Origin of the sequence: Spirochaeta cellobiosiphila DSM 17781, assembly GCF_000426705.1 — a bacterium.
GTDB classification, from domain to species: domain Bacteria; phylum Spirochaetota; class Spirochaetia; order DSM-17781; family DSM-17781; genus Spirochaeta_E; species Spirochaeta_E cellobiosiphila.
Genome location: NZ_KE384555.1, coordinates 379,394 through 396,735, shown reverse-complemented (window position 1 = coordinate 396,735; position 17,342 = coordinate 379,394). Strand labels below are relative to the sequence as shown.

The 17,342-nt window shown below is 35.3% G+C and carries 20 protein-coding genes; 13 read left to right on the top strand and 7 right to left on the bottom strand.

Translation table 11 applies throughout. The annotated features are described in order from the left end of the window. The first annotated feature begins 73 nt into the window (after window positions 1-73). From K345_RS0112140 to K345_RS0112090, 11 genes are read left to right on the top strand one after another with little or no spacing between them, the layout of a single operon-like run. The gene (locus K345_RS0112140) at window positions 74-2,143 is read left to right on the top strand and encodes a HAMP domain-containing methyl-accepting chemotaxis protein (protein WP_028974385.1); all 2,070 of its coding nucleotides are present in this window, start codon (window positions 74-76) and stop codon (window positions 2,141-2,143) included. Window positions 2,144-2,154: 11 nt separating this feature from the next. Beyond that, complete coding sequence (locus K345_RS0112135) at window positions 2,155-2,706, top strand: chemotaxis protein CheW (protein WP_053228270.1); 552 nt, start codon at window positions 2,155-2,157, stop codon at window positions 2,704-2,706. A gap of 15 nt (window positions 2,707-2,721) precedes the next feature. Then, a complete protein-coding gene (locus K345_RS0112130; RefSeq protein WP_028974383.1) occupies window positions 2,722-3,420 on the top strand; it encodes a PilZ domain-containing protein in 699 nt (232 codons plus the stop codon). Beyond that, window positions 3,420-5,225, top strand: a complete 1,806-nt coding sequence (locus tag K345_RS0112125; RefSeq protein WP_028974382.1) for a hypothetical protein — start codon at window positions 3,420-3,422, stop codon at window positions 5,223-5,225. Before K345_RS0112130 ends, K345_RS0112125 begins: the two co-directional genes overlap by 1 nt. A gap of 20 nt (window positions 5,226-5,245) precedes the next feature. Further along, the gene (locus tag K345_RS0112120) at window positions 5,246-5,506 is read left to right on the top strand and encodes an STAS domain-containing protein (protein WP_028974381.1); all 261 of its coding nucleotides are present in this window, start codon (window positions 5,246-5,248) and stop codon (window positions 5,504-5,506) included. Next, window positions 5,503-5,871 carry a response regulator gene (locus K345_RS0112115; protein ID WP_028974380.1) on the top strand — a complete coding sequence of 123 codons (369 nt, stop codon included), beginning with the start codon at window positions 5,503-5,505 and terminating at the stop codon, window positions 5,869-5,871. The genes K345_RS0112120 and K345_RS0112115 overlap by 4 nt, the downstream gene beginning before the upstream one ends. 6 nt (window positions 5,872-5,877) lie before the next feature. Continuing rightward, window positions 5,878-7,917: a chemotaxis protein CheA gene (locus K345_RS0112110; protein ID WP_028974379.1), complete on the top strand. Its 2,040-nt coding sequence runs from the start codon at window positions 5,878-5,880 to the stop codon at window positions 7,915-7,917. After that, window positions 7,910-8,509 carry a chemotaxis protein CheD gene (locus K345_RS0112105; protein ID WP_028974378.1) on the top strand — a complete coding sequence of 200 codons (600 nt, stop codon included), beginning with the start codon at window positions 7,910-7,912 and terminating at the stop codon, window positions 8,507-8,509. Before K345_RS0112110 ends, K345_RS0112105 begins: the two co-directional genes overlap by 8 nt. 11 nt (window positions 8,510-8,520) lie before the next feature. Further along, entirely contained in the window at window positions 8,521-9,333 is an 813-nt protein-coding gene (locus K345_RS0112100; RefSeq protein WP_037572150.1) for a CheR family methyltransferase, read from the top strand. Further along, on the top strand, window positions 9,334-10,404 hold the full coding sequence (locus K345_RS0112095) for a protein-glutamate methylesterase/protein-glutamine glutaminase (protein WP_028974376.1): 1,071 nt from the start codon (window positions 9,334-9,336) through the stop codon (window positions 10,402-10,404). Beyond that, the gene (locus K345_RS0112090; protein ID WP_028974375.1) at window positions 10,401-10,721 is read left to right on the top strand and encodes an STAS domain-containing protein; all 321 of its coding nucleotides are present in this window, start codon (window positions 10,401-10,403) and stop codon (window positions 10,719-10,721) included. The genes K345_RS0112095 and K345_RS0112090 overlap by 4 nt, the downstream gene beginning before the upstream one ends. Here the strand turns inward: K345_RS0112090 and K345_RS0112085 are convergent, their stop codons facing one another. From K345_RS0112085 to K345_RS0112065, 5 genes are all read right to left on the bottom strand, one after another. Next, the gene (locus K345_RS0112085) at window positions 10,722-11,654 is read right to left on the bottom strand and encodes an L-lactate dehydrogenase (protein ID WP_028974374.1); all 933 of its coding nucleotides are present in this window, start codon (window positions 11,652-11,654) and stop codon (window positions 10,722-10,724) included. Window positions 11,655-11,674: 20 nt separating this feature from the next. Next, window positions 11,675-12,421: a hypothetical protein gene (locus K345_RS0112080; protein WP_028974373.1), complete on the bottom strand. Its 747-nt coding sequence runs from the start codon at window positions 12,419-12,421 to the stop codon at window positions 11,675-11,677. A 242-nt stretch (window positions 12,422-12,663) separates the two neighbouring features. Then, window positions 12,664-13,017 carry a hypothetical protein gene (locus tag K345_RS0112075; RefSeq protein WP_156888393.1) on the bottom strand — a complete coding sequence of 118 codons (354 nt, stop codon included), beginning with the start codon at window positions 13,015-13,017 and terminating at the stop codon, window positions 12,664-12,666. 99 nt (window positions 13,018-13,116) lie between these two features. After that, a complete protein-coding gene (locus tag K345_RS0112070; protein ID WP_028974371.1) occupies window positions 13,117-13,890 on the bottom strand; it encodes an SDR family NAD(P)-dependent oxidoreductase in 774 nt (257 codons plus the stop codon). Window positions 13,891-13,908: 18 nt separating this feature from the next. Further along, complete coding sequence (locus tag K345_RS0112065; RefSeq protein ID WP_028974370.1) at window positions 13,909-14,613, bottom strand: sulfite exporter TauE/SafE family protein; 705 nt, start codon at window positions 14,611-14,613, stop codon at window positions 13,909-13,911. 81 nt (window positions 14,614-14,694) lie between these two features. On the opposite strand from K345_RS0112065, the gene K345_RS20925 reads away from it, so the two are divergent. Then, a complete protein-coding gene (locus tag K345_RS20925) occupies window positions 14,695-15,555 on the top strand; it encodes a LysR family transcriptional regulator (protein ID WP_037572146.1) in 861 nt (286 codons plus the stop codon). Here K345_RS20925 and K345_RS0112055 read toward each other — a convergent pair. Beyond that, window positions 15,544-15,957: a DUF6691 family protein gene (locus K345_RS0112055; protein WP_028974369.1), complete on the bottom strand. Its 414-nt coding sequence runs from the start codon at window positions 15,955-15,957 to the stop codon at window positions 15,544-15,546. The two genes, K345_RS20925 and K345_RS0112055, sit on opposite strands and share 12 nt — an antisense overlap. A gap of 9 nt (window positions 15,958-15,966) precedes the next feature. Beyond that, window positions 15,967-16,530 carry a YeeE/YedE family protein gene (locus K345_RS0112050; protein ID WP_028974368.1) on the bottom strand — a complete coding sequence of 188 codons (564 nt, stop codon included), beginning with the start codon at window positions 16,528-16,530 and terminating at the stop codon, window positions 15,967-15,969. A gap of 153 nt (window positions 16,531-16,683) precedes the next feature. Between K345_RS0112050 and K345_RS0112045 the strand changes: the two genes are divergently transcribed. Next, window positions 16,684-17,340, top strand: a complete 657-nt coding sequence (locus K345_RS0112045; protein ID WP_028974367.1) for a ferredoxin--NADP reductase — start codon at window positions 16,684-16,686, stop codon at window positions 17,338-17,340. Window positions 17,341-17,342 lie beyond the last annotated feature (2 nt).

The following is a 17,342-nucleotide window of genomic DNA, read 5'->3' as shown; positions in this document are numbered from 1 at the left end:
ATTTGATTTTTTCCAAACCATAAATAAGCTTTTATAGGGATGAAGATAAAAATGTTCAAGAGGAGTCGTTCCTATGAAAATGAGGACTAAGGTCATCTCAGGCTTTTCTGTTGTTATAATTCTATTGGTCTTAATGGGAATCCTGGGTGTGATGCAAATTTTGGGAGCCCTAAATGGATTTGGGCAATACAGAAACTTTGCTAGAGATGCTAATCTGGCCAGTGATCTTCGTGCAAATATGTTATTGGTTCGTTTATATGTCAAAGACTTTATTATCAATGGTGACCAAGAGGCTATTGATCAATATAACCAATATAGAATGGCTATGCATGGTTTTTTAGATGATGCTAAAACCGAAATATTAAATCCTACCAGAGCCGCTCTTATCAAAAAAGTAGAGGAAAATCTAAAGTCTTATGAGTCTGCCTTCAATGAAGTAATGGACCTTCAAGCTCAGAGAACTGAACTGGTTAACGAATATCTTAATCTAATTGGTCCCTTAATGGAAGAAAGGGTTTCTCATGTTTTGTTAGCGGCACAAGAAGACAAAGATACTAACGCAACCTTCAATGCGGCTCTTGCCTTACAACATCTGTTATTAGGACGATTGGCTGTCGTCAAATATTTGGAAGCTAATAATGAATCTGCTGTGGGGGTTGTAAAAACCGAATTCGAAGAGTTTCAGCATTATTTGGAAGTGATTGATTATTATTTTCGTGATTATGGGCTCGTGGATGAGTATGAAGAACTAATGGAGTATAAAAAGGTTTATCTTGAAAAATTTAATCTAGTTGTCGAAGATATCTCTCAGCGTAACTTGAAAATTGAATCTGTTTTAGATGTTGAAGGGCCAAAGATAGCCTCTTGGGTAGCTGAGGTTGCCGCTTCGGTTGAAGAAGATCAATTTGCGTTAGGAACTTCTCAGGAGAAATCAAATAGACGATCTTTAATTCTTATTCTCCTTATCCTGTTTATTGCCGTTGTTGCTGGTATTACAATAGCTCTGGTAACTATTAATTCTGTGTTAAAACAATTAGGGGGAGATCCTTCTGTTCTTGAACGTATATCTGATGAAATAGCTCGTGGTGATGTACGTATCGATCCAAGTATTAATGTCAATAATGAATTAGGTGTTTATCAAAAGATGCTAAACATGAAGATGAAGTTATCTGAAATTGTGTCTAATGTGCTTACTGGCACTGAACAAATTGCTACATCCAGTGAACAATTAGCCTCTGGAAATCAAGACTTATCCAATCGAACAGAGCAGCAGGCCTCCGCCTTGGAAGAAACTTCCGCAGCTATTGAAGAAATGAACGCCTCAGTAAAATCAAACGCTGACAATACAACCAGTGCTGATCAGTTAAGCAGAGAAGCAGTTAATAAAACTAATCAGGGGGCTCAATCTGTTGAAAAAATGATCCAGGCAATGAATGAAATTAATGAATCTAGTAACAGGATAGCGGACATTATAGAAGTCATTAATAACATTGCTTTCCAGACTAACTTATTAGCTTTAAATGCTTCTATTGAAGCCGCAAGAGCAGGAGAACAGGGGAAAGGATTTGCTGTTGTTGCTGTAGAGGTTCGTAAACTAGCTAAACGTTCTGACAAAGCAGCAGGGGAGATAGCTGAGATTATTAAAAATAGTAATAAGAAAGTGGAAGAAGGAGTTTCTATAGCGAATGTAGCTGGTGAAATGCTTCAAGAGATTAATATGTCTGTCAATAAAGTAACCAGTCTAGTGGCCGAGATAGCTGCTGCCACACAAGAACAGTTGTCCAGCGTTAATGAAATAGATTCCACTTTATCCAATCTGGATGAGAATACCCAAAAGAATGCTACCATGGTAGAGGAAGCAGCCTCCGCTACTGAGGAATTAAGTTCTCAAGCTCAGGAACTCAATACACTTATGCAGTTCTTTACTATTGATACAGGTTCTCCTAGCTCTCGGGCTCCAGTAAGACAACTTGCAGGGCCAGAAAGCCGTAATACAGGAATTACTCAATACAAAGAAAAGTCTTCTAAGAAGACCGCTTCTAAAAGTAGTAGTGCTAAGTCCAAAAGTGATAAATCAGAATTAAGTAGTAACTATGAGACCTTTTCAGATTTAGCGGATCAAGGTGAGTTTGAAGAATATTAGGGGATAATTATATGAGTGATATGTCAAGTTTCCTAGGAGAAGATAAAGAAGATGAAGATATGTTGGTGTCCCAACTTAACATGGATGTATCTAATCAATATGTTGTTTTCTCTGTTGGAGAAGAAGAATACGGAATTCCCATTTTATCTGTCCAGGAAATTATCTCTATGCCTAACCTAACTAAGCTTCCAGGTGTTCCTGAGTTTATTCCTGGAATCATTAATTTACGTGGAAATATCATACCCTTATATGTTTTGAGAAGTAAGTTTGAGTTAACCCTACATGAACTGGACAAAAATACAATTGTCATCATTGTACAAATTGGTGATGCAAAGATGAAAACTGTTGGGTTTATAGTTGATGCTGTATCAGATGTTGTTAGTATCGATAAGGAGAATCTAAGGGACACTCCAGAGTTCAGCGGGAATGTGGATGTACGATATGTGGATAAGATAGGACATATTGGTTCCCGCATGATTATATTAATTGATTTGGATAGTTTTTTCTCAGAAAAAGAAACGGTCATGCTGGAAAGTGTAACAGAAATGAAAAGTTCAAATTAACTAGGGAGTAAAATATTGGGTGCCACTATAGTCTTAAGTCAGACAAATGATCATTCCTTATGGAGTACATTACTTCCAGGTCGTTCTCTTCATAATGCACAGGATTTAAAGCAAGCTTTTTTATATCAAATAAATAATCCTAATATAGACTCCTATATTATTGATATCGACATTTCCTTTGAGAAACTATTAGAGATGATCAGTTACATCCATTATCTAAATGGCTTGGTACATGTGTATATACATATCAATCATTTATTAGGGGATATAACTAAAAATGTCAGCCAATTACATGTCTTGGAGGATGTTGGTGAGTTACCTCGACTACTAAAAGATATACCACCAGATCATCGTCAATATAATAGGGGGCATTGGCCCATACAATGTGAGTATTGGTTCCCCAGTCAACCAGATTTGCGATATGAAGGTATGATTTTGTCTCTGTCTTCAGGGGGCTGTTTTATTCAGACAAAAGATATACACCGTGATCAAGTAATAAGTATGTATGTGTTATTTAAAGATTTTCGATTTCTAGTCGAAGGACGTGTTTTGCGGAGGAATTCTGATACTGATCAAAGTTCTGGAATTGCAGTTGAATTCGAGAATGTAACGCCTCAAACTTTAAAATATATTGATGAGATCATTAATAAGAAAATCCTTTCTCATCTCTTAGTATTGCTAGGAGAAAAAGAGGGTGATAGTGAGGATAGTTAATGTCAATTGACAGTGCAAAACTTGTTTCTGAACAACTCAAACCTTTTACCAAGAATTTAATGAGTCTGATTAGTGAATTCGAAAAAGTCATGGTTGATATTGCTATGTCCTTGCCAAAAATCGAAGAAGACGTTGATGATAATTTGCTGGAAGCACGAGAATTGATGAAGTTTATATTTTCCTCTGAAAAGGAAACAAATAAATTTGGAATCAAATTTGGTTTGGAAAGTTTCAGAGATCATTTAGAGTCTGCTATACAGTTGTTGAAAAACATTGAAGTTTCGGACAAAAAGTTATTTGAAGATCTTAGTTCCTCTATTAATACATCATCTGACATTTTGGAAAACTTGCAGAATATTCTAACTGTTTCTGAAAATTTGAAAGTATTTGCAATCAATTCTATCTGCCATTCAAGACGTGTTGGTACTAGTGGAAAGGGCTATCAGATAATTGCTGGTGAGTTTATTAAGCTATCGGAACAAATTGGCAACGGTACTAATCAAATTATCAGTATTGGGAAAGATTTAGATGTCCTTATTAATCAAGATATGATTCCCAAATTAAAAAGCCATGAAGCTTTTTCTTCTGAATCTATGGAAAAGCTGACAAGAGATGCAGAATCTATAATCAGTAATGCCAATATGTCTGTTGATAATTTTTCACGGATACTTGGTGATCTTCTAGATAGAATTGGAGCCTTAAAGACTCCCTTTAAAGATATTATGGTGGATCTACAGATACAAGATATAATACAACAGCAAATGATCCACCTTAATGATTCTATCAGGGATATATTACAGGTGATTGATACTTTTTCCATTCAATCAGATGATGAAGCTAGTTTGCTTACATTAGTTAAGGTTCTTGTTGTGAACGCAGAAAGTCAGATGACAAGAATTGGTGATGAACTAGTAGAATTAGTTAATAAGCTGGAAATACACTTTCGTCTTGTAGCAGATACAATAGATGATATAAAACAGGATAAAGATTTTTTCTCAGAAATAGTTATTAGTGAAGAAGGTTCTGATAGTAAAGGATCTGTTGTAGAAAGAATATTTCATGTGCCTCATGAAATGATTTCTGCTTTGTCAGATAATCTCACTATGATTCATGATCAAAAGTTAGACGTTCTTGATTCTTTTAAAAATATAGTGGGTAAGATGACTGAAGAGAATGAATCTGCTCAGACCATTCCAGCTATCATCAGAATGATTAATAATTTGCTCACACTAGCCAGAATAGAAAGGGCCAGATATCAACTAGATATATCTGATCTGGCAGACTCATCAGGAGGTTTCCAGGACTCTATTAATTCCTTTGCGGATATTGTCGTTCAGATTGAAGAATCCAATACACAAATTGTTGACAGCTATAAAGAAAGTGAGTCCATTTTTAATTCTCAGTTAGATCAATATCAAATAATACGTAATGATTTAAGATCTTCAAAATCTTTTATTGAAAAGACAGAGAAGTTATTCACTGAGAATTTTGAAACCATAGTTAATATTTCTGATGAATTATTTGAAGAAGTTAACCAATATATCAATTTATTTGATGTAATCAGAAGGCTTCAAAAAGATTTACGAAACGATATCAATGTCTGCGCCCAGCTAAGAGATACAGTAGATAAACAATTGCAGGAATTAGGTGGGGATGTTCCTTTTGAACAGTTTCAATATAAGGATTTGGTGTTACAGAAAATAATTAAGAAATTCACAGTTGCCCAGGAGAGGGATACGATGATGGCCCAGTTTGATTCTTTAAAAATAGAAGAATCGGTGAGTAATAATATCACTCTGTTTTAAGCTGTAAGGAGTTGTGTGAAATGTCGACAGTCATAATAGGGGAAGAACTTAAAATATATACAGTGGAAGAAATATGGGCAGAAATAAAAAAGGCTTCCAAGCCTGTTACTTTGGACATGTCTCAAATAAAGTCTATTGACTGTGCTGGGTTTCAATTAATTTTATATTGTGTGCGATTAAAAGATGATAATCCAAAAGATTATATAATAAAAGATTTTGGAGAAAGTTTGTTTAAGTGTATGGAACCATACGGATATACAAATAGAGGAGAGATAGCATGAAGACTGTGTTTGCCGTAGATGATTCCCCTACTGCCAGGGCATCCATTGAATATGTATTAAAGAAAGAGAATCTTAAAGTTGAATTATCGGAAGACGGTATTGTTGCTTTGGAAAAGCTAAAGTCTTATGGGCAAGTGGATGTTTTCTTACTAGACGTTAATATGCCCAAAATGAGTGGCATTGAACTGATTCGTGAGATTCGTAAGATCCCCCAATACAAATTTACTCCAATACTTTTCTTGACGACAGAATCCCAGGAGTCTATGAAGATGGAAGGAAAGAATGCTGGTGCAAGTGGTTGGATTGTCAAACCCTATGAGCCAGAACAACTTCTTGGTATTATCAATAGATTTATAGGGGCGTAATAACCTATGAGTAATCCCCTTTATGAAATATACATTCAAGAGACTGAAGAAAACTTATTAATCTTAGAAGATAGAGTCATTGGGATAGAAGATAATCCTGATGATAAAGAAATCATTAATGAAGCCTTCAGAGCTATTCACTCTATTAAAGGGGGTGCGGGTCTAGCAGGATTTACTAAAATAAAAGATTTTACTCATATTGTTGAAGATTTATTTGAGCTCTTAAGAAATGGATCTTTGACTCCTGATAAAGATATCGTTTCTGTTAGCTTAAAAACCCTGGATGTTCTTAAAATCATGCTTGATAATATTAAACGTGAGGAACCTGAAGATTCCAATATTGATACAAGTGAACTAAAAGCTATTATCTTAGAAATAATATCAAATGCCAATGGAACTGTTCATGAGCAAAAAGATTCTGGACATTCTTCAGTTCAGGATGATGTGTCTGATCACTATTATTATCTTGAACTTACTTACTATCCGGATATTTTTAAAAGTGGAATTGATCCGGGAATGTTTATTTCTGATCTTAAATCTCAAGGGCAAATTGTATATTTACATCTAAACCAAAATGCTTTTCCTATACCAGAGCAATTCTCTCCAGACACCCTTTATTTGAGTTGGAATTGCTTCTATAAAACTTCGAAAACAATAAAGGAGATAGAAGATATATTTTGCTTTGTTATTGATGAAAGCAATATAAATATTCATCTTTTGGAACCTCTGTTTGATAATCCTGAAGTTGCAAATCTTCTCATCGACGGGAAAGCTATAACAGATTTTGTTGAAAAACCCAAAAAGGAAGCTAAGGTAAAAGAAGGGGAAGATGAATCCGTAAAATATCGAAGATCAACAGATCTTAGCGCTTCTAGCTTTATTAGAGTACAGACTGAAAAGTTAGAGAAAATATTTAATACAGTTAGTGAATTGATTATATCACAAGCCCATCTTAATTTGCTGGCTGATGAATACTCAGAGCAAGTACCTGAAGAGTTTCTAAGTGTTGCAGATACCCTAAAAGAAAGTACAAGAGTATTACAGGAACAGGTAACCTCTTTGCGTATGATGAGTTTGTCTAGTACTTTTGATAGATTCAAGAGAGTAGTAAGGGACATTGCTATTGATCTTGGTAAACAGGTTCATCTTGAAATCAGTGGCCAAGATACAGAATTAGATAAAAACATGATTGAAAAGCTTAATGATCCTTTAAAACATATTGTTAGAAATAGTATTGATCATGGAATCGAAACAGAACAGGATAGAATCGCTCTGGGTAAAAATCCTATTGGTTTACTAAAACTGTCTGCTTATATAGAAGATGGTAAAGTCATCATAGAGATTGAAGATGATGGTAAGGGTGTTGATAGAGAAAAGCTATTGGAAAAAGCTATTGAACGGGAAATTATCAAGGATTCTGATAACTTAACAGAAGCTGAAGTTCTTAATCTTATTTTTCATCCCGGCTTGTCAACAGCACCAAAAATAACGGATCTATCCGGGCGTGGTGTAGGTATGGATGTTGTTAAAAATTCTATTAGGGATTTAAATGGCAATATTGTTATTACCTCCTCTAAAAATGTAGGTACCTGTATCAAACTGCACCTTCCTTTAACTTTGGCGATACTAGATGGCATGTTGGTTGATATAGGCGCAGAGAAATATATTATACCAACCTTATCCATTCTTGAGATTTTCAGACCATTGGAAGAGCACATTAAAACAATATCCGGAAGAGGGGAAGTCGTTTTCTTTCGCGGAGACTACATTCCTATGATTCGTTTACATAAAATATTCCATATAAATAATGCTCTTGATGATGTTACAAAAGCCGAACTTATAGTGATCAACTCTGTAGGTATAAAAGCTGCCCTTCTAGTGGATAATGTGTTGGAACAATTTCAAGTTGTTCTCAAATCGTTACAAAAAAACTTTCGCAAGATCGAAAACATATCAAGTGCAACAATACTAGGTAATGGAGATGTGGCATTAATAGTGGACATTCAAAATATTGTACACAACTATGCTACAAAACAAAATGTATAGAAAGTACAATGCTCAACTAAAGGCCAATGTTTTAACAATCTTTGCAGGTGAAACCTATGTTAGTTCCAAACAGGAAATACTTTGTACTGTTCTTGGTTCTTGTGTCTCAGTTTGTTTATATGATCCAGTATCTAAAGTGGGAGGTATGAACCACTTTATGCTTCCAGAAGATAAATCCTCTAGTCTTAAAAATGAAGCTTTAGCTGGAGAATCTTTAGTCGAAAAATCCATGAGATATGGCATTACCGCTATGGAGGTACTTATCGCTGATATGCAGAAAAACGGCGCCAATCGTAATACCTTGCGAGCTAAAATCTTTGGAGGTGGTAATGTAATATCCAGAAATGCCCAGACAGAATCGGTTGGTGACAAAAATATAGGATTTGCCAGGGCCTTTCTTAAGTCAGAGTTAATAGCCATTGATAGTGAGGATGTAGGAAAAGACTTTGGTAGGAAAATATTTTTTTTAACGGGAGAAAACTCCGTATTTGTAAGAAAAGTAGGTCTGGATCAAGCCGTGGCAGAAGAACAGAACTATATGAAAAAGCTACGTGAAATAAAACGAAGTAATGAGAATGTAACACTTTTTTAAGGAATATAGTGATGTTTGAATTATCAGATAAAGATTTTGAATATATTCGAAAAAGAATTTATGACTATGCTAGAATAAACCTCACTGAAAAAAAAAGATCACTTGTTATTGCCAGACTATCTAAAAAGATCCGAAGAATGGGACTTAATAGTTTTGAAGAGTATATTCATCTTATTAAAGAAAATGAGAATGAAGGAAAAGAATTCCAGGATATGGTTGATGCTTTATCAACGAACTATTCAACTTTTTTTAGGGAAGGACACCACTTTCAGTTCCTGGAAGAGGTCATCTATCCAGGCTCAAAAGATAATTTAAAAATATGGTCTGCCGCTTCTTCTTCAGGACAAGAAATTTTCTCCATTCTAATTAGCCTAAAAGAATTTGAAAGAAATCATCATCAGAAGATAAATCATAAATTTTATGCTTCTGATGTTTCCAGTGATATTCTTCGCAAAGCATGCCAAGGCGTTTACAATCACCAGGAAGTAAAAAATATTGAACCCCATGTTAGGGAGCGATATTTTCTTAAGGGTGTCAAGAAATACTCAGACCTTGTAAAAGTTAAATCTGAGTTTAAAAAAGATATTGTTTTTTTTAAGTTAAATCTGATGGATGATGAGTATCGTTTGCCTAAAATGGATGTCATTTTCTTAAGGAATGTAATCATTTATTTCGACCGCCCTACAAAAGTAGAAGTCATGACCAAGATGTATAGGCAGTTAAAACCTGGAGGTTATCTAATATTAGGTCATAGCGAAAGTATGGCTGGATTATCAAGTGATTTTGAACTGGTGGGTAAAACAATCTACAGAAGGAGGGACTAAATGGTTAATGTACTTATTGTAGATGATTCGGCTTTGGTTCGCAAAGTTCTAAGTGAGATCATCAACTCAGTATCTGACTTTAATTTAGTTGGTACGGCTCATGACCCTATCTTTGCTATTGAGAAATTAAAGAAGCAGGAAGTAGATGTTATTATACTAGATGTGGAAATGCCACGTATGGATGGATTGACCTTTTTAGACAAACTTATGAGAGCCAAACCAACAACGGTAATTGTCTTTTCATCTCTTACAGAGAAGAATGCTGCTCTTACTTTACAGGCTTTTGAGTTGGGGGCTTTTGATGTTCTTACAAAACCGGAAAACTTATTGGACCTGTCAAACTTAAAAGATGATATTATTCAGAAGGTTCGAAATGGAGCCAGAAAAGAAGTTAAAAATAAACTGCTTAATCAATTTAGAAAGGGGCTGGAAAGCCTGGACAAGCCGGAAAACCAAAAACCAGTAAAGCTATTCACAACGAACCAAAAAACAACAGACAAAGTAATTGTAATAGGATCTTCTACTGGAGGGACTGTTGCTATTGAAGCAATATTAAAAGCTCTTCCTGTAGATATTCCGGGTATTGTTGTCGTTCAGCATATGCCTGTTCAGTATTCTGCTGCATTTGCCAATAGACTTGATTCAAAAATGGCATTAAAGGTGAAGGTTGCAGAAAATGGTGAGCGTATTATGAATGGTTTCGTTTATTTGGCTGCTGGTGAAATTCATTGCCAAATTAGAGCGAGTGGGGCCAAATATTATATTGAGATAGTGGAGGGGCCTAGGGTTAATTATCATAGGCCTTCAGTAGAACCCCTTTTTAAATCAGCTGCAAAAAATGCCGGGCCTAATGCAATAGGAATTATGTTAACTGGTATGGGGGAAGATGGTTCAAAAGCTATGCGGGAAATGAAAGACGCCGGTAGTTACAACATCGTTCAAGATCAAGATTCAAGTGTTGTGTGGGGTATGCCAGGTAAAGCTTATGAATATGGTGCTGCCTCTGCATTAGTACCATTAAATAAAATAGCTGATCATCTTTGTCGTGTTTTAAAAGGAGAAATAAAATGAGTATTGTTAAAGAACAGAAGGGTACTTATTGTTTATTAAGGGTTGATGCTCAATCCTTGTTAAATTCTGAAGCCACCCAACTAAAAGAAATAGCCCAAGAACTTATACAAGACGGTGTCACCGAAATATCCCTTGATCTTAGTAAAACCCAATACATTGATAGTTCTGGGATTGGTAAAATCTTGTTTATCAATAAAAAACTTACATCCATAAATGGCACATTTGCTATTGAAATAATAGGCAGGAAGCTTTATGAATTTTTTGATTCTCTGGCCATAACAAAAGTAATGGACATAAAAAAAGTAATTGATTCTTAATTAGAGATTTACACTGTTAATCGTTGTTTTGAGAAAATCAGCCGACTGTGCTAACCTCTGTAATTCCTCATTTGTAAGGCTTATTTGAAGGACTTGTTCAATTCCCTTTTGTGAAATAACAGCGGGTAATGCTAGAACAACGTCCTTTATTCCATAAGAGTCTTCTATGTAGACACCAACAGGAAGTATTGATTTCTCATTAACGGCAATAGCTCGAACAATTCGGTATATACTGGCGGCTATTCCATGATTTGTATTTCCTTTTTTGAGAAAGATATCAAAACCAGAATCAATCACATATTTTTCAATTTCTTCTTTGTTCAAGGAAGGAAGATTGTTGTTACTGGTAAATTGGTCAAGGTTATTCCCAAAGATATTACATAGGGACCAAGGAACAAAGCAGGTTTTTCCATGTTCACCAAAGACAAAGGCGTTGATATTCTTTGGGTCTATTTTAAATTGATTGCTCAAATGATAGGCTAAACGTGATGTGTCCAGTAATGTCCCTGAGCTCATAACCCTGTGAGCAGGAAAGGATGATTCCTTAATAGCAAAGTAAGTCACAACATCAACAGGATTCGTTACAAATATGAGAATAGATTGGGGGGTATATTTTTCCAATTGATGAACGATATCCACTACAATTCTAGAGTTTGTTTGAGCAATGCTTTCCCGGGAATCCCCTTTCTTGACCTGAGCTCCAGCAGTGATAATCACAACATCACTATTGGAACAATCTTCATAATGACCATAACTAAGTTTTGTATTCTTTGTGTAGAATAAGCTCTGTGTATGCCTGAAATCCATGATCTCTGCATAGGACTTTTCATTGTTCAAATCTACTAAGACTATCTCAGTAAAATTCCCAACATTGAATAGATAGGAAACAATGTCTGTTCCCACCATTCCAGCTCCAATGACGGATATTTTCATTAATGACTCCTAAAATGAATTTAATCTCTCCAACTAGCGATGCTAGCTTTAACATAAATCATCATTCCGTATAATACAGGTAGATAATATAGATACTCATACACTGCACCATATCTGTAAAAAAGCAATCTAACAAATGAAGGAAGTATTATGATAATCGTAGCAATAACCATTCTTTTCTGTTGCCTGTTGAATTGAAAAGCATGTTTGTCATAACCTGTTGTTGTTATATAGTATCCTTTTCCATAGAGATATACGCTCCATCCTGTAAAGATCAACATTCCCACTAAGGGGATCAAGACGGGAAATCTAATAGCTATATAACTTATGATATCACTATCCAAATTACCATAATAAAAATCCATAACAATTAAATAGCTTTGGTTTGATACAAGTAATATTAGACTGGATATGATAGCTGGAAAGGCTAATTTTGAGCGCATAACCAAAAATAAAGCAGGAGGAATAAAAATAAAAGCACTAATGAATGTGTCAAATATATAGCGGATATTATAATAGCCGTATTCATAAAAATTAGGATAGCCCTTGATTATTCTACCTATCTCTTTTGGCATAAGCTTAGAGATGGCATCTGTTACTTCTGGTGGAATAAAACTAATAAAGGGAATCAGCTTCATAATCACAAAAAGTATCAGGATGAATACATTAATAGTGAAATAATATACCGGAATTTGTTTTACTTCATTAGGATTGTGTTGGTAGGGATATTGTTGTTCTGACCTGTTAAAGTAATTATATTGATCCATTAATCTTTCCTCAATTCAAATGGGAATGAAACTTAGTATACAGGAATAGAATACCGGGAGTCATGGGGGTAAGTTTAATAATATTCATATTATATAACTTTAGGTTTATGGCTTATCCCAGGATATGTCTGTAGCATTATTTCCCTTAAGCGGAATGAAAATAAAAAAGTTTCCTACAATGACACCCTTTTCCAAAACGATATATTTAGAATCAATCTCAAGATATTCGGGAAATACTTACACTATTTTTTAATATAATTATAGTTTTTTAATCCATTGTAATACAAAGCAAATTTTGATTCAGATATTTTTTGGCATCTAATTGTTCGGTCTGGTTCTGGTGCATATATTATATACTCACTATTAGATTTGAAGATTTCCCTTAGTGATGGACTCTCTTCATAATAGCTTACTCCATCCATATAGAAATTATTTGTTGTGAATACCAATTCTATAGAATGTACATCATTAAAGCCATCAGTCCAAGTTCCAATTATCCAGTCAGGAGGGGATATTGTGTTAGTCTCATTATTTATATCGCAACTTATGGTGATGTAAATAATGAAAATCATCGGTATTAATAGTAGTTTTTTCACTTTTTTTCCTTATTCTATGTATACCAATCTATTTATTTTTAGTCTATTAATTTTTTATTATCGTAATTGTCATGAAAATAGTTTCACCTATCACCTCCTTTATTTTACTTCTGAATGGAACTTAGCTCCTTTTCTTTTTGTATATAGGAATAGAAGCCCAGGAGCAATCCGGCTAAGTCTAAATAATATTTTACCTTGTAAACCCATGATGTTATATACTTTCTTTTTGTAAAAAGCCTTCACAATAGCTTTTGCTGTTTTTTCCTGAGTGAAACTTGCTTTGCGTTCATGCCTGACCCAATGCCCCCTGGAATCCATAATGATTTTATCCTTATCATTTTGAGTAAAGCCTGGAAAGAATATAGACCATTTAACTAAAGGTTCTTCATTAATCAAACCTTCAGTTAAGGGAATAAGGGCAGACTTGAAGACACTGTAAGGGATGACATTAGGAAAACCAAACAATGAGCCTTGTGAACTAATGAACATCACTTTTGCTCTTGATTCTCTTAGGAGAGGAAGAGTTGATTGAATAAAACGGACAGGGCCTAGTAGGTTAGATACATACATTTGTTCCCAAACGGCTGTATCTGTATCCTTAAAACTCCCTCTCATTGAATGACCCGCATTAAGTATTATCCCATCAATTTGTGACCACTTTTTTGTTGCAAGATCAATAATTGATTCAATCCCCGATTTATTCGTAGCATCTGCAGCTATACCGATCACTTTTGAACTGTCTAAACTAAGTAGCTGATCTTTAAGTTGATCTTCATTTCTTCCATTAATCAGGACATTATGACCTTGTTGAATCAATAGCTTTGCCGTTTCTCTTCCAATTCCTTTTGTGGAACCTGTAACAATAATGTTCACAGTTTAAATTTCCTCCTCTCACCTTGTCAAAGGAAGTATATACTGGATTAAGGTTTTGACACACAATAAGGTAATGCCTATCTTGAATACCTTATTGAATACTTGAGGGGAGAGGAATCTAACCAGTTGTCCCCCTATCCAATTTCCTATAAACACTAGGGGGAGACTTATCAATAGTTCCATCCAGAATTGAGATAGGGCGAACCCCCAATAGATATACAATATCACTTTAAACAAATGGGTCATCATTTGACAGGCTGCCTTTGTTCCTAATATTTGTCTATTAGTAAATCCTCTATCTGAAAAGAGAGGTGCCAGTATAGGTCCTGAAGATCCAATGATTAACGAAAGCCAAGTGGATCCCATACCTACAGGGAAAAAGAAGGCATTAGATGGCTTTCCTTTAGGTTTCCATGTAATAAAAATAATGAATAGAGCGATGAAGATTTTGAGAAAGTTCTCTGGTAGATTAGGCTTAAATAGGAATCCTAGAAGGGCTCCCAGAATAGCTCCTGCTGTGTATAGACTATAATATTTCCACTTGATTTCTTTAAAGTGGATACTAACTCGAGAGATATTACTAAATAACTGTATCGTTCCATGGAGTGGGATTAAAGTATTTAGCGGATAGAAACCTAACATAACACTCAAGAGAAGAACTCCTCCTCCCATTCCGGCAATTCCTGAAATAGTTGAAGTAATCAATACCATAACGAATAACATAGACAGCTCCTGAAGGTAGTTTCTCAAAAAAATAAATATTAGTAAAATTAATAATACTTATCTGATATATTAGAATTCATTATGTATGTAGATGGTAATAGAATACAGATTTTCCATGAGATTTACAGACTAGGCAGTATCTCAAAGGCTGCAGAAAAGCTATGCCGTACTCAGTCAGCTATAAGCCAGCAGTTAAAGGTATTGGAGGATGAGTTAGGAGGTTCTTTATTTCATAGAGATAAGAAAGGCCTTGAATTAACTATACTGGGACAATCCATTATGGCAGATGTTACTGCTGTTATGTCTTCTTTGGACAGTATAAAAAGGAAGAGCATAGGATATACACAGGGGCAGGCAGGGATTTTATCCATAGGAGCCAGTGATACTTCATTTCTTTATTATTTGAAGGACCCTTTAAAACAATTTAGTCAACTCCATCCCCATATGGAGATGAAAATCATTAATAGTAAAGGGAACGATCTACTCTCAAAGATGGATAAAGGAGAGCTGGAAGCTGTTGTATTAGCCCTTTCCCAAATTCCTCAACACTGTCATGGCCTTGATTTGGGCATACGGGAAGATATATTGATAAGTAATTCAATGGTTAAAAAAAACTGGAAGGACATTGTACGAGAATCTGTTTTCATTTATCCGGATCAAAACTCTAATACACGACAATTTATTGATACTATATTACATCAACATTCCATTGTGCCTGCTAAAACCATTGAGGCAGGAAGCATTGTTGCTATCAAAAGTATGGTTGAATTAGGATTGGGATGCTCGATTATTCCCTGTATTGCTTTGGATAAAAACGATACTGGCCTATATGCCTATTCACTTAAGGGGGAGCAGGCTCGGCATTTGTATTTATTAACAAAAGCTTCTCGACCGCCTTCTCCTCCCCTAAAGGAGTTAATTAATATTTTATCAGTGGGGTAGTTTGGGTTTTAAAAGGGCATAAACCCAAACCCCAAACATGGCTGACAATATGGCAAAGAAGAAGCTATAATAACCAGCTCCCAATAAGGCATATAATGGCCCTGGGCAGGCACCTGTCATTGCCCAACCTAATCCAAAAATAGAACCACCTACTAAGTTACCTACTTTGTTAAAAGGTTTTCCTTCCAGTTTTATTGTTTCTCCTTTTATTGTTTTGAGCTTAAAAACCCTAATAATCGTAGTTGTTAAGATACCCACTGCTATGGCACTACCTATGATGCCAAACATATGAATGGATTGAAAATGAAACATTTCTTGTATGCGAAACCAGGAAACTACTTCTGCTTTAGTAAGCACAATCCCGAAAAACAAGCCCATTATAAAGAATTTTGTCAATTTCATTCCTGTCTCCTATAAACCTAGGATCATGGGAAGAATAATATGACTCATAAGAAGTCCACCAATAAAAAAGCCAATCACAGCCACAAGGGAACCGAAGTTTAGAAGACTCAAACCCATAATAGCATGTCCAGAAGTACATCCCCCCGCATATCTTGTGCCAAATCCCACTAGGAATCCTCCTCCTATTATCAAGATCAAATTCTTTAAATGGACGATTTGATCTAATCCAAAAACAGATATAGGGGATAGCCCTTTGATATCTGTAATATTCCAATTGAGTAACATCTCTTTTGTTTTTAAGGATATATCTGGTGTCTGATTACCCTTTAGAAGAATAACAGCTAGAAGGGCACCCACAATGACTCCTAATACTAGAGCTAAATTCCAGCTATATTCACGCCAATTATAACGAAGATACTCTGGTTTATGTGGTAGAGAAATAGCACAAAGGTGCCTAAGAGAGGATGATATTCCAAACTGCTTATTCCCAAGGAAAAGCAATAAAGGAACCATTAATCCTATAAGGGGGCCAGATACATACCATGGCCAAGGTTGTGATAACCATTCAATCATGACTAATCTCCTTATGATTAAATATTATTAAATAGGTTGAGATTGTCAAGAATATATATAAAAGTTGATATGAGAAGAAATAGTTCTTGAATAGAGGCTAGGGGATTGTTATCTGATCATAATAATAATATATTCCCTGAGAGGTTTTTATAAATGGAAGAAGGACTAAAACAAGAAATAACTGTACTGGAACAGATAGCACTCACTCAGGATGCCTATTACATTAAGTTGCAGAAACCTTCGCAAGCTATACCGGGACAGTTAGTATCTTTGTCTATAAAATCAGAGGAACCTTTTCGGCACTACAGCTTGGCTAGTGGAACCCAAGATGATCATTGGGGGATACTATACAAGGAAGTTGAGGGGGGATGGCTTACTCCCCGTTTGAGTCAGATAGGGGCTGGTGATACTCTATGGGTTACAGAACCTTTTGGAGAGTTTTTACTTCCTCAAGATAATAATATAATATGGATAGGTACTGGAACGGGAGTTGCTCCTTTTAGAGCATTTATTAACTCCACTATAGACAAGAACGTTACTTTTCTTCATGGGGCGCGATCAAAAGAGGATTTCTATTTTCATCAGGATTTTGCAGCTCATCTAGGTGATAATTATATTTGCTGTTCTTCTTTGGATGTTCATCCTGACTATTATCAAGGACGTTTAACCAAATATATAACAGAAGAGTTTGATCTTATTGATGGGACATATATGATCTGTGGAGCAACAGAAATGGTTATTGCTGTCAGAGAAATCCTCTTGGACAAAGGAGTTCCCTTTGATAAGATCCTGTCGGAAATCTACTTCTAAGG

Excerpts from the sequence above, each read along its gene's own strand:
- K345_RS0112140 (WP_028974385.1), top strand. The coding sequence starts at position 74 with ATGAAAATGAGGACTAAGGTCATCTCAGGCTTTTCTGTTGTTATAATT.
- K345_RS0112135 (WP_053228270.1), top strand. The coding sequence starts at position 2,155 with ATGAGTGATATGTCAAGTTTCCTAGGAGAAGATAAAGAAGATGAAGAT.
- K345_RS0112125 (WP_028974382.1), top strand. The coding sequence starts at position 3,420 with ATGTCAATTGACAGTGCAAAACTTGTTTCTGAACAACTCAAACCTTTT.
- K345_RS0112120 (WP_028974381.1), top strand. The coding sequence starts at position 5,246 with ATGTCGACAGTCATAATAGGGGAAGAACTTAAAATATATACAGTGGAA.
- K345_RS0112115 (WP_028974380.1), top strand. The coding sequence starts at position 5,503 with ATGAAGACTGTGTTTGCCGTAGATGATTCCCCTACTGCCAGGGCATCC.
- K345_RS0112110 (WP_028974379.1), top strand. The coding sequence starts at position 5,878 with ATGAGTAATCCCCTTTATGAAATATACATTCAAGAGACTGAAGAAAAC.
- K345_RS0112105 (WP_028974378.1), top strand. The coding sequence starts at position 7,910 with ATGTATAGAAAGTACAATGCTCAACTAAAGGCCAATGTTTTAACAATC.
- K345_RS0112100 (WP_037572150.1), top strand. The coding sequence starts at position 8,521 with ATGTTTGAATTATCAGATAAAGATTTTGAATATATTCGAAAAAGAATT.
- K345_RS0112095 (WP_028974376.1), top strand. The coding sequence starts at position 9,334 with ATGGTTAATGTACTTATTGTAGATGATTCGGCTTTGGTTCGCAAAGTT.
- K345_RS0112090 (WP_028974375.1), top strand. The coding sequence starts at position 10,401 with ATGAGTATTGTTAAAGAACAGAAGGGTACTTATTGTTTATTAAGGGTT.
- K345_RS0112085 (WP_028974374.1), bottom strand. The coding sequence starts at position 11,654 with ATGAAAATATCCGTCATTGGAGCTGGAATGGTGGGAACAGACATTGTT.
- K345_RS0112080 (WP_028974373.1), bottom strand. The coding sequence starts at position 12,421 with ATGGATCAATATAATTACTTTAACAGGTCAGAACAACAATATCCCTAC.
- K345_RS0112065 (WP_028974370.1), bottom strand. The coding sequence starts at position 14,613 with ATGTTATTCGTTATGGTATTGATTACTTCAACTATTTCAGGAATTGCC.
- K345_RS20925 (WP_037572146.1), top strand. The coding sequence starts at position 14,695 with ATGTATGTAGATGGTAATAGAATACAGATTTTCCATGAGATTTACAGA.
- K345_RS0112055 (WP_028974369.1), bottom strand. The coding sequence starts at position 15,957 with ATGAAATTGACAAAATTCTTTATAATGGGCTTGTTTTTCGGGATTGTG.
- K345_RS0112050 (WP_028974368.1), bottom strand. The coding sequence starts at position 16,530 with ATGATTGAATGGTTATCACAACCTTGGCCATGGTATGTATCTGGCCCC.
- K345_RS0112045 (WP_028974367.1), top strand. The coding sequence starts at position 16,684 with ATGGAAGAAGGACTAAAACAAGAAATAACTGTACTGGAACAGATAGCA.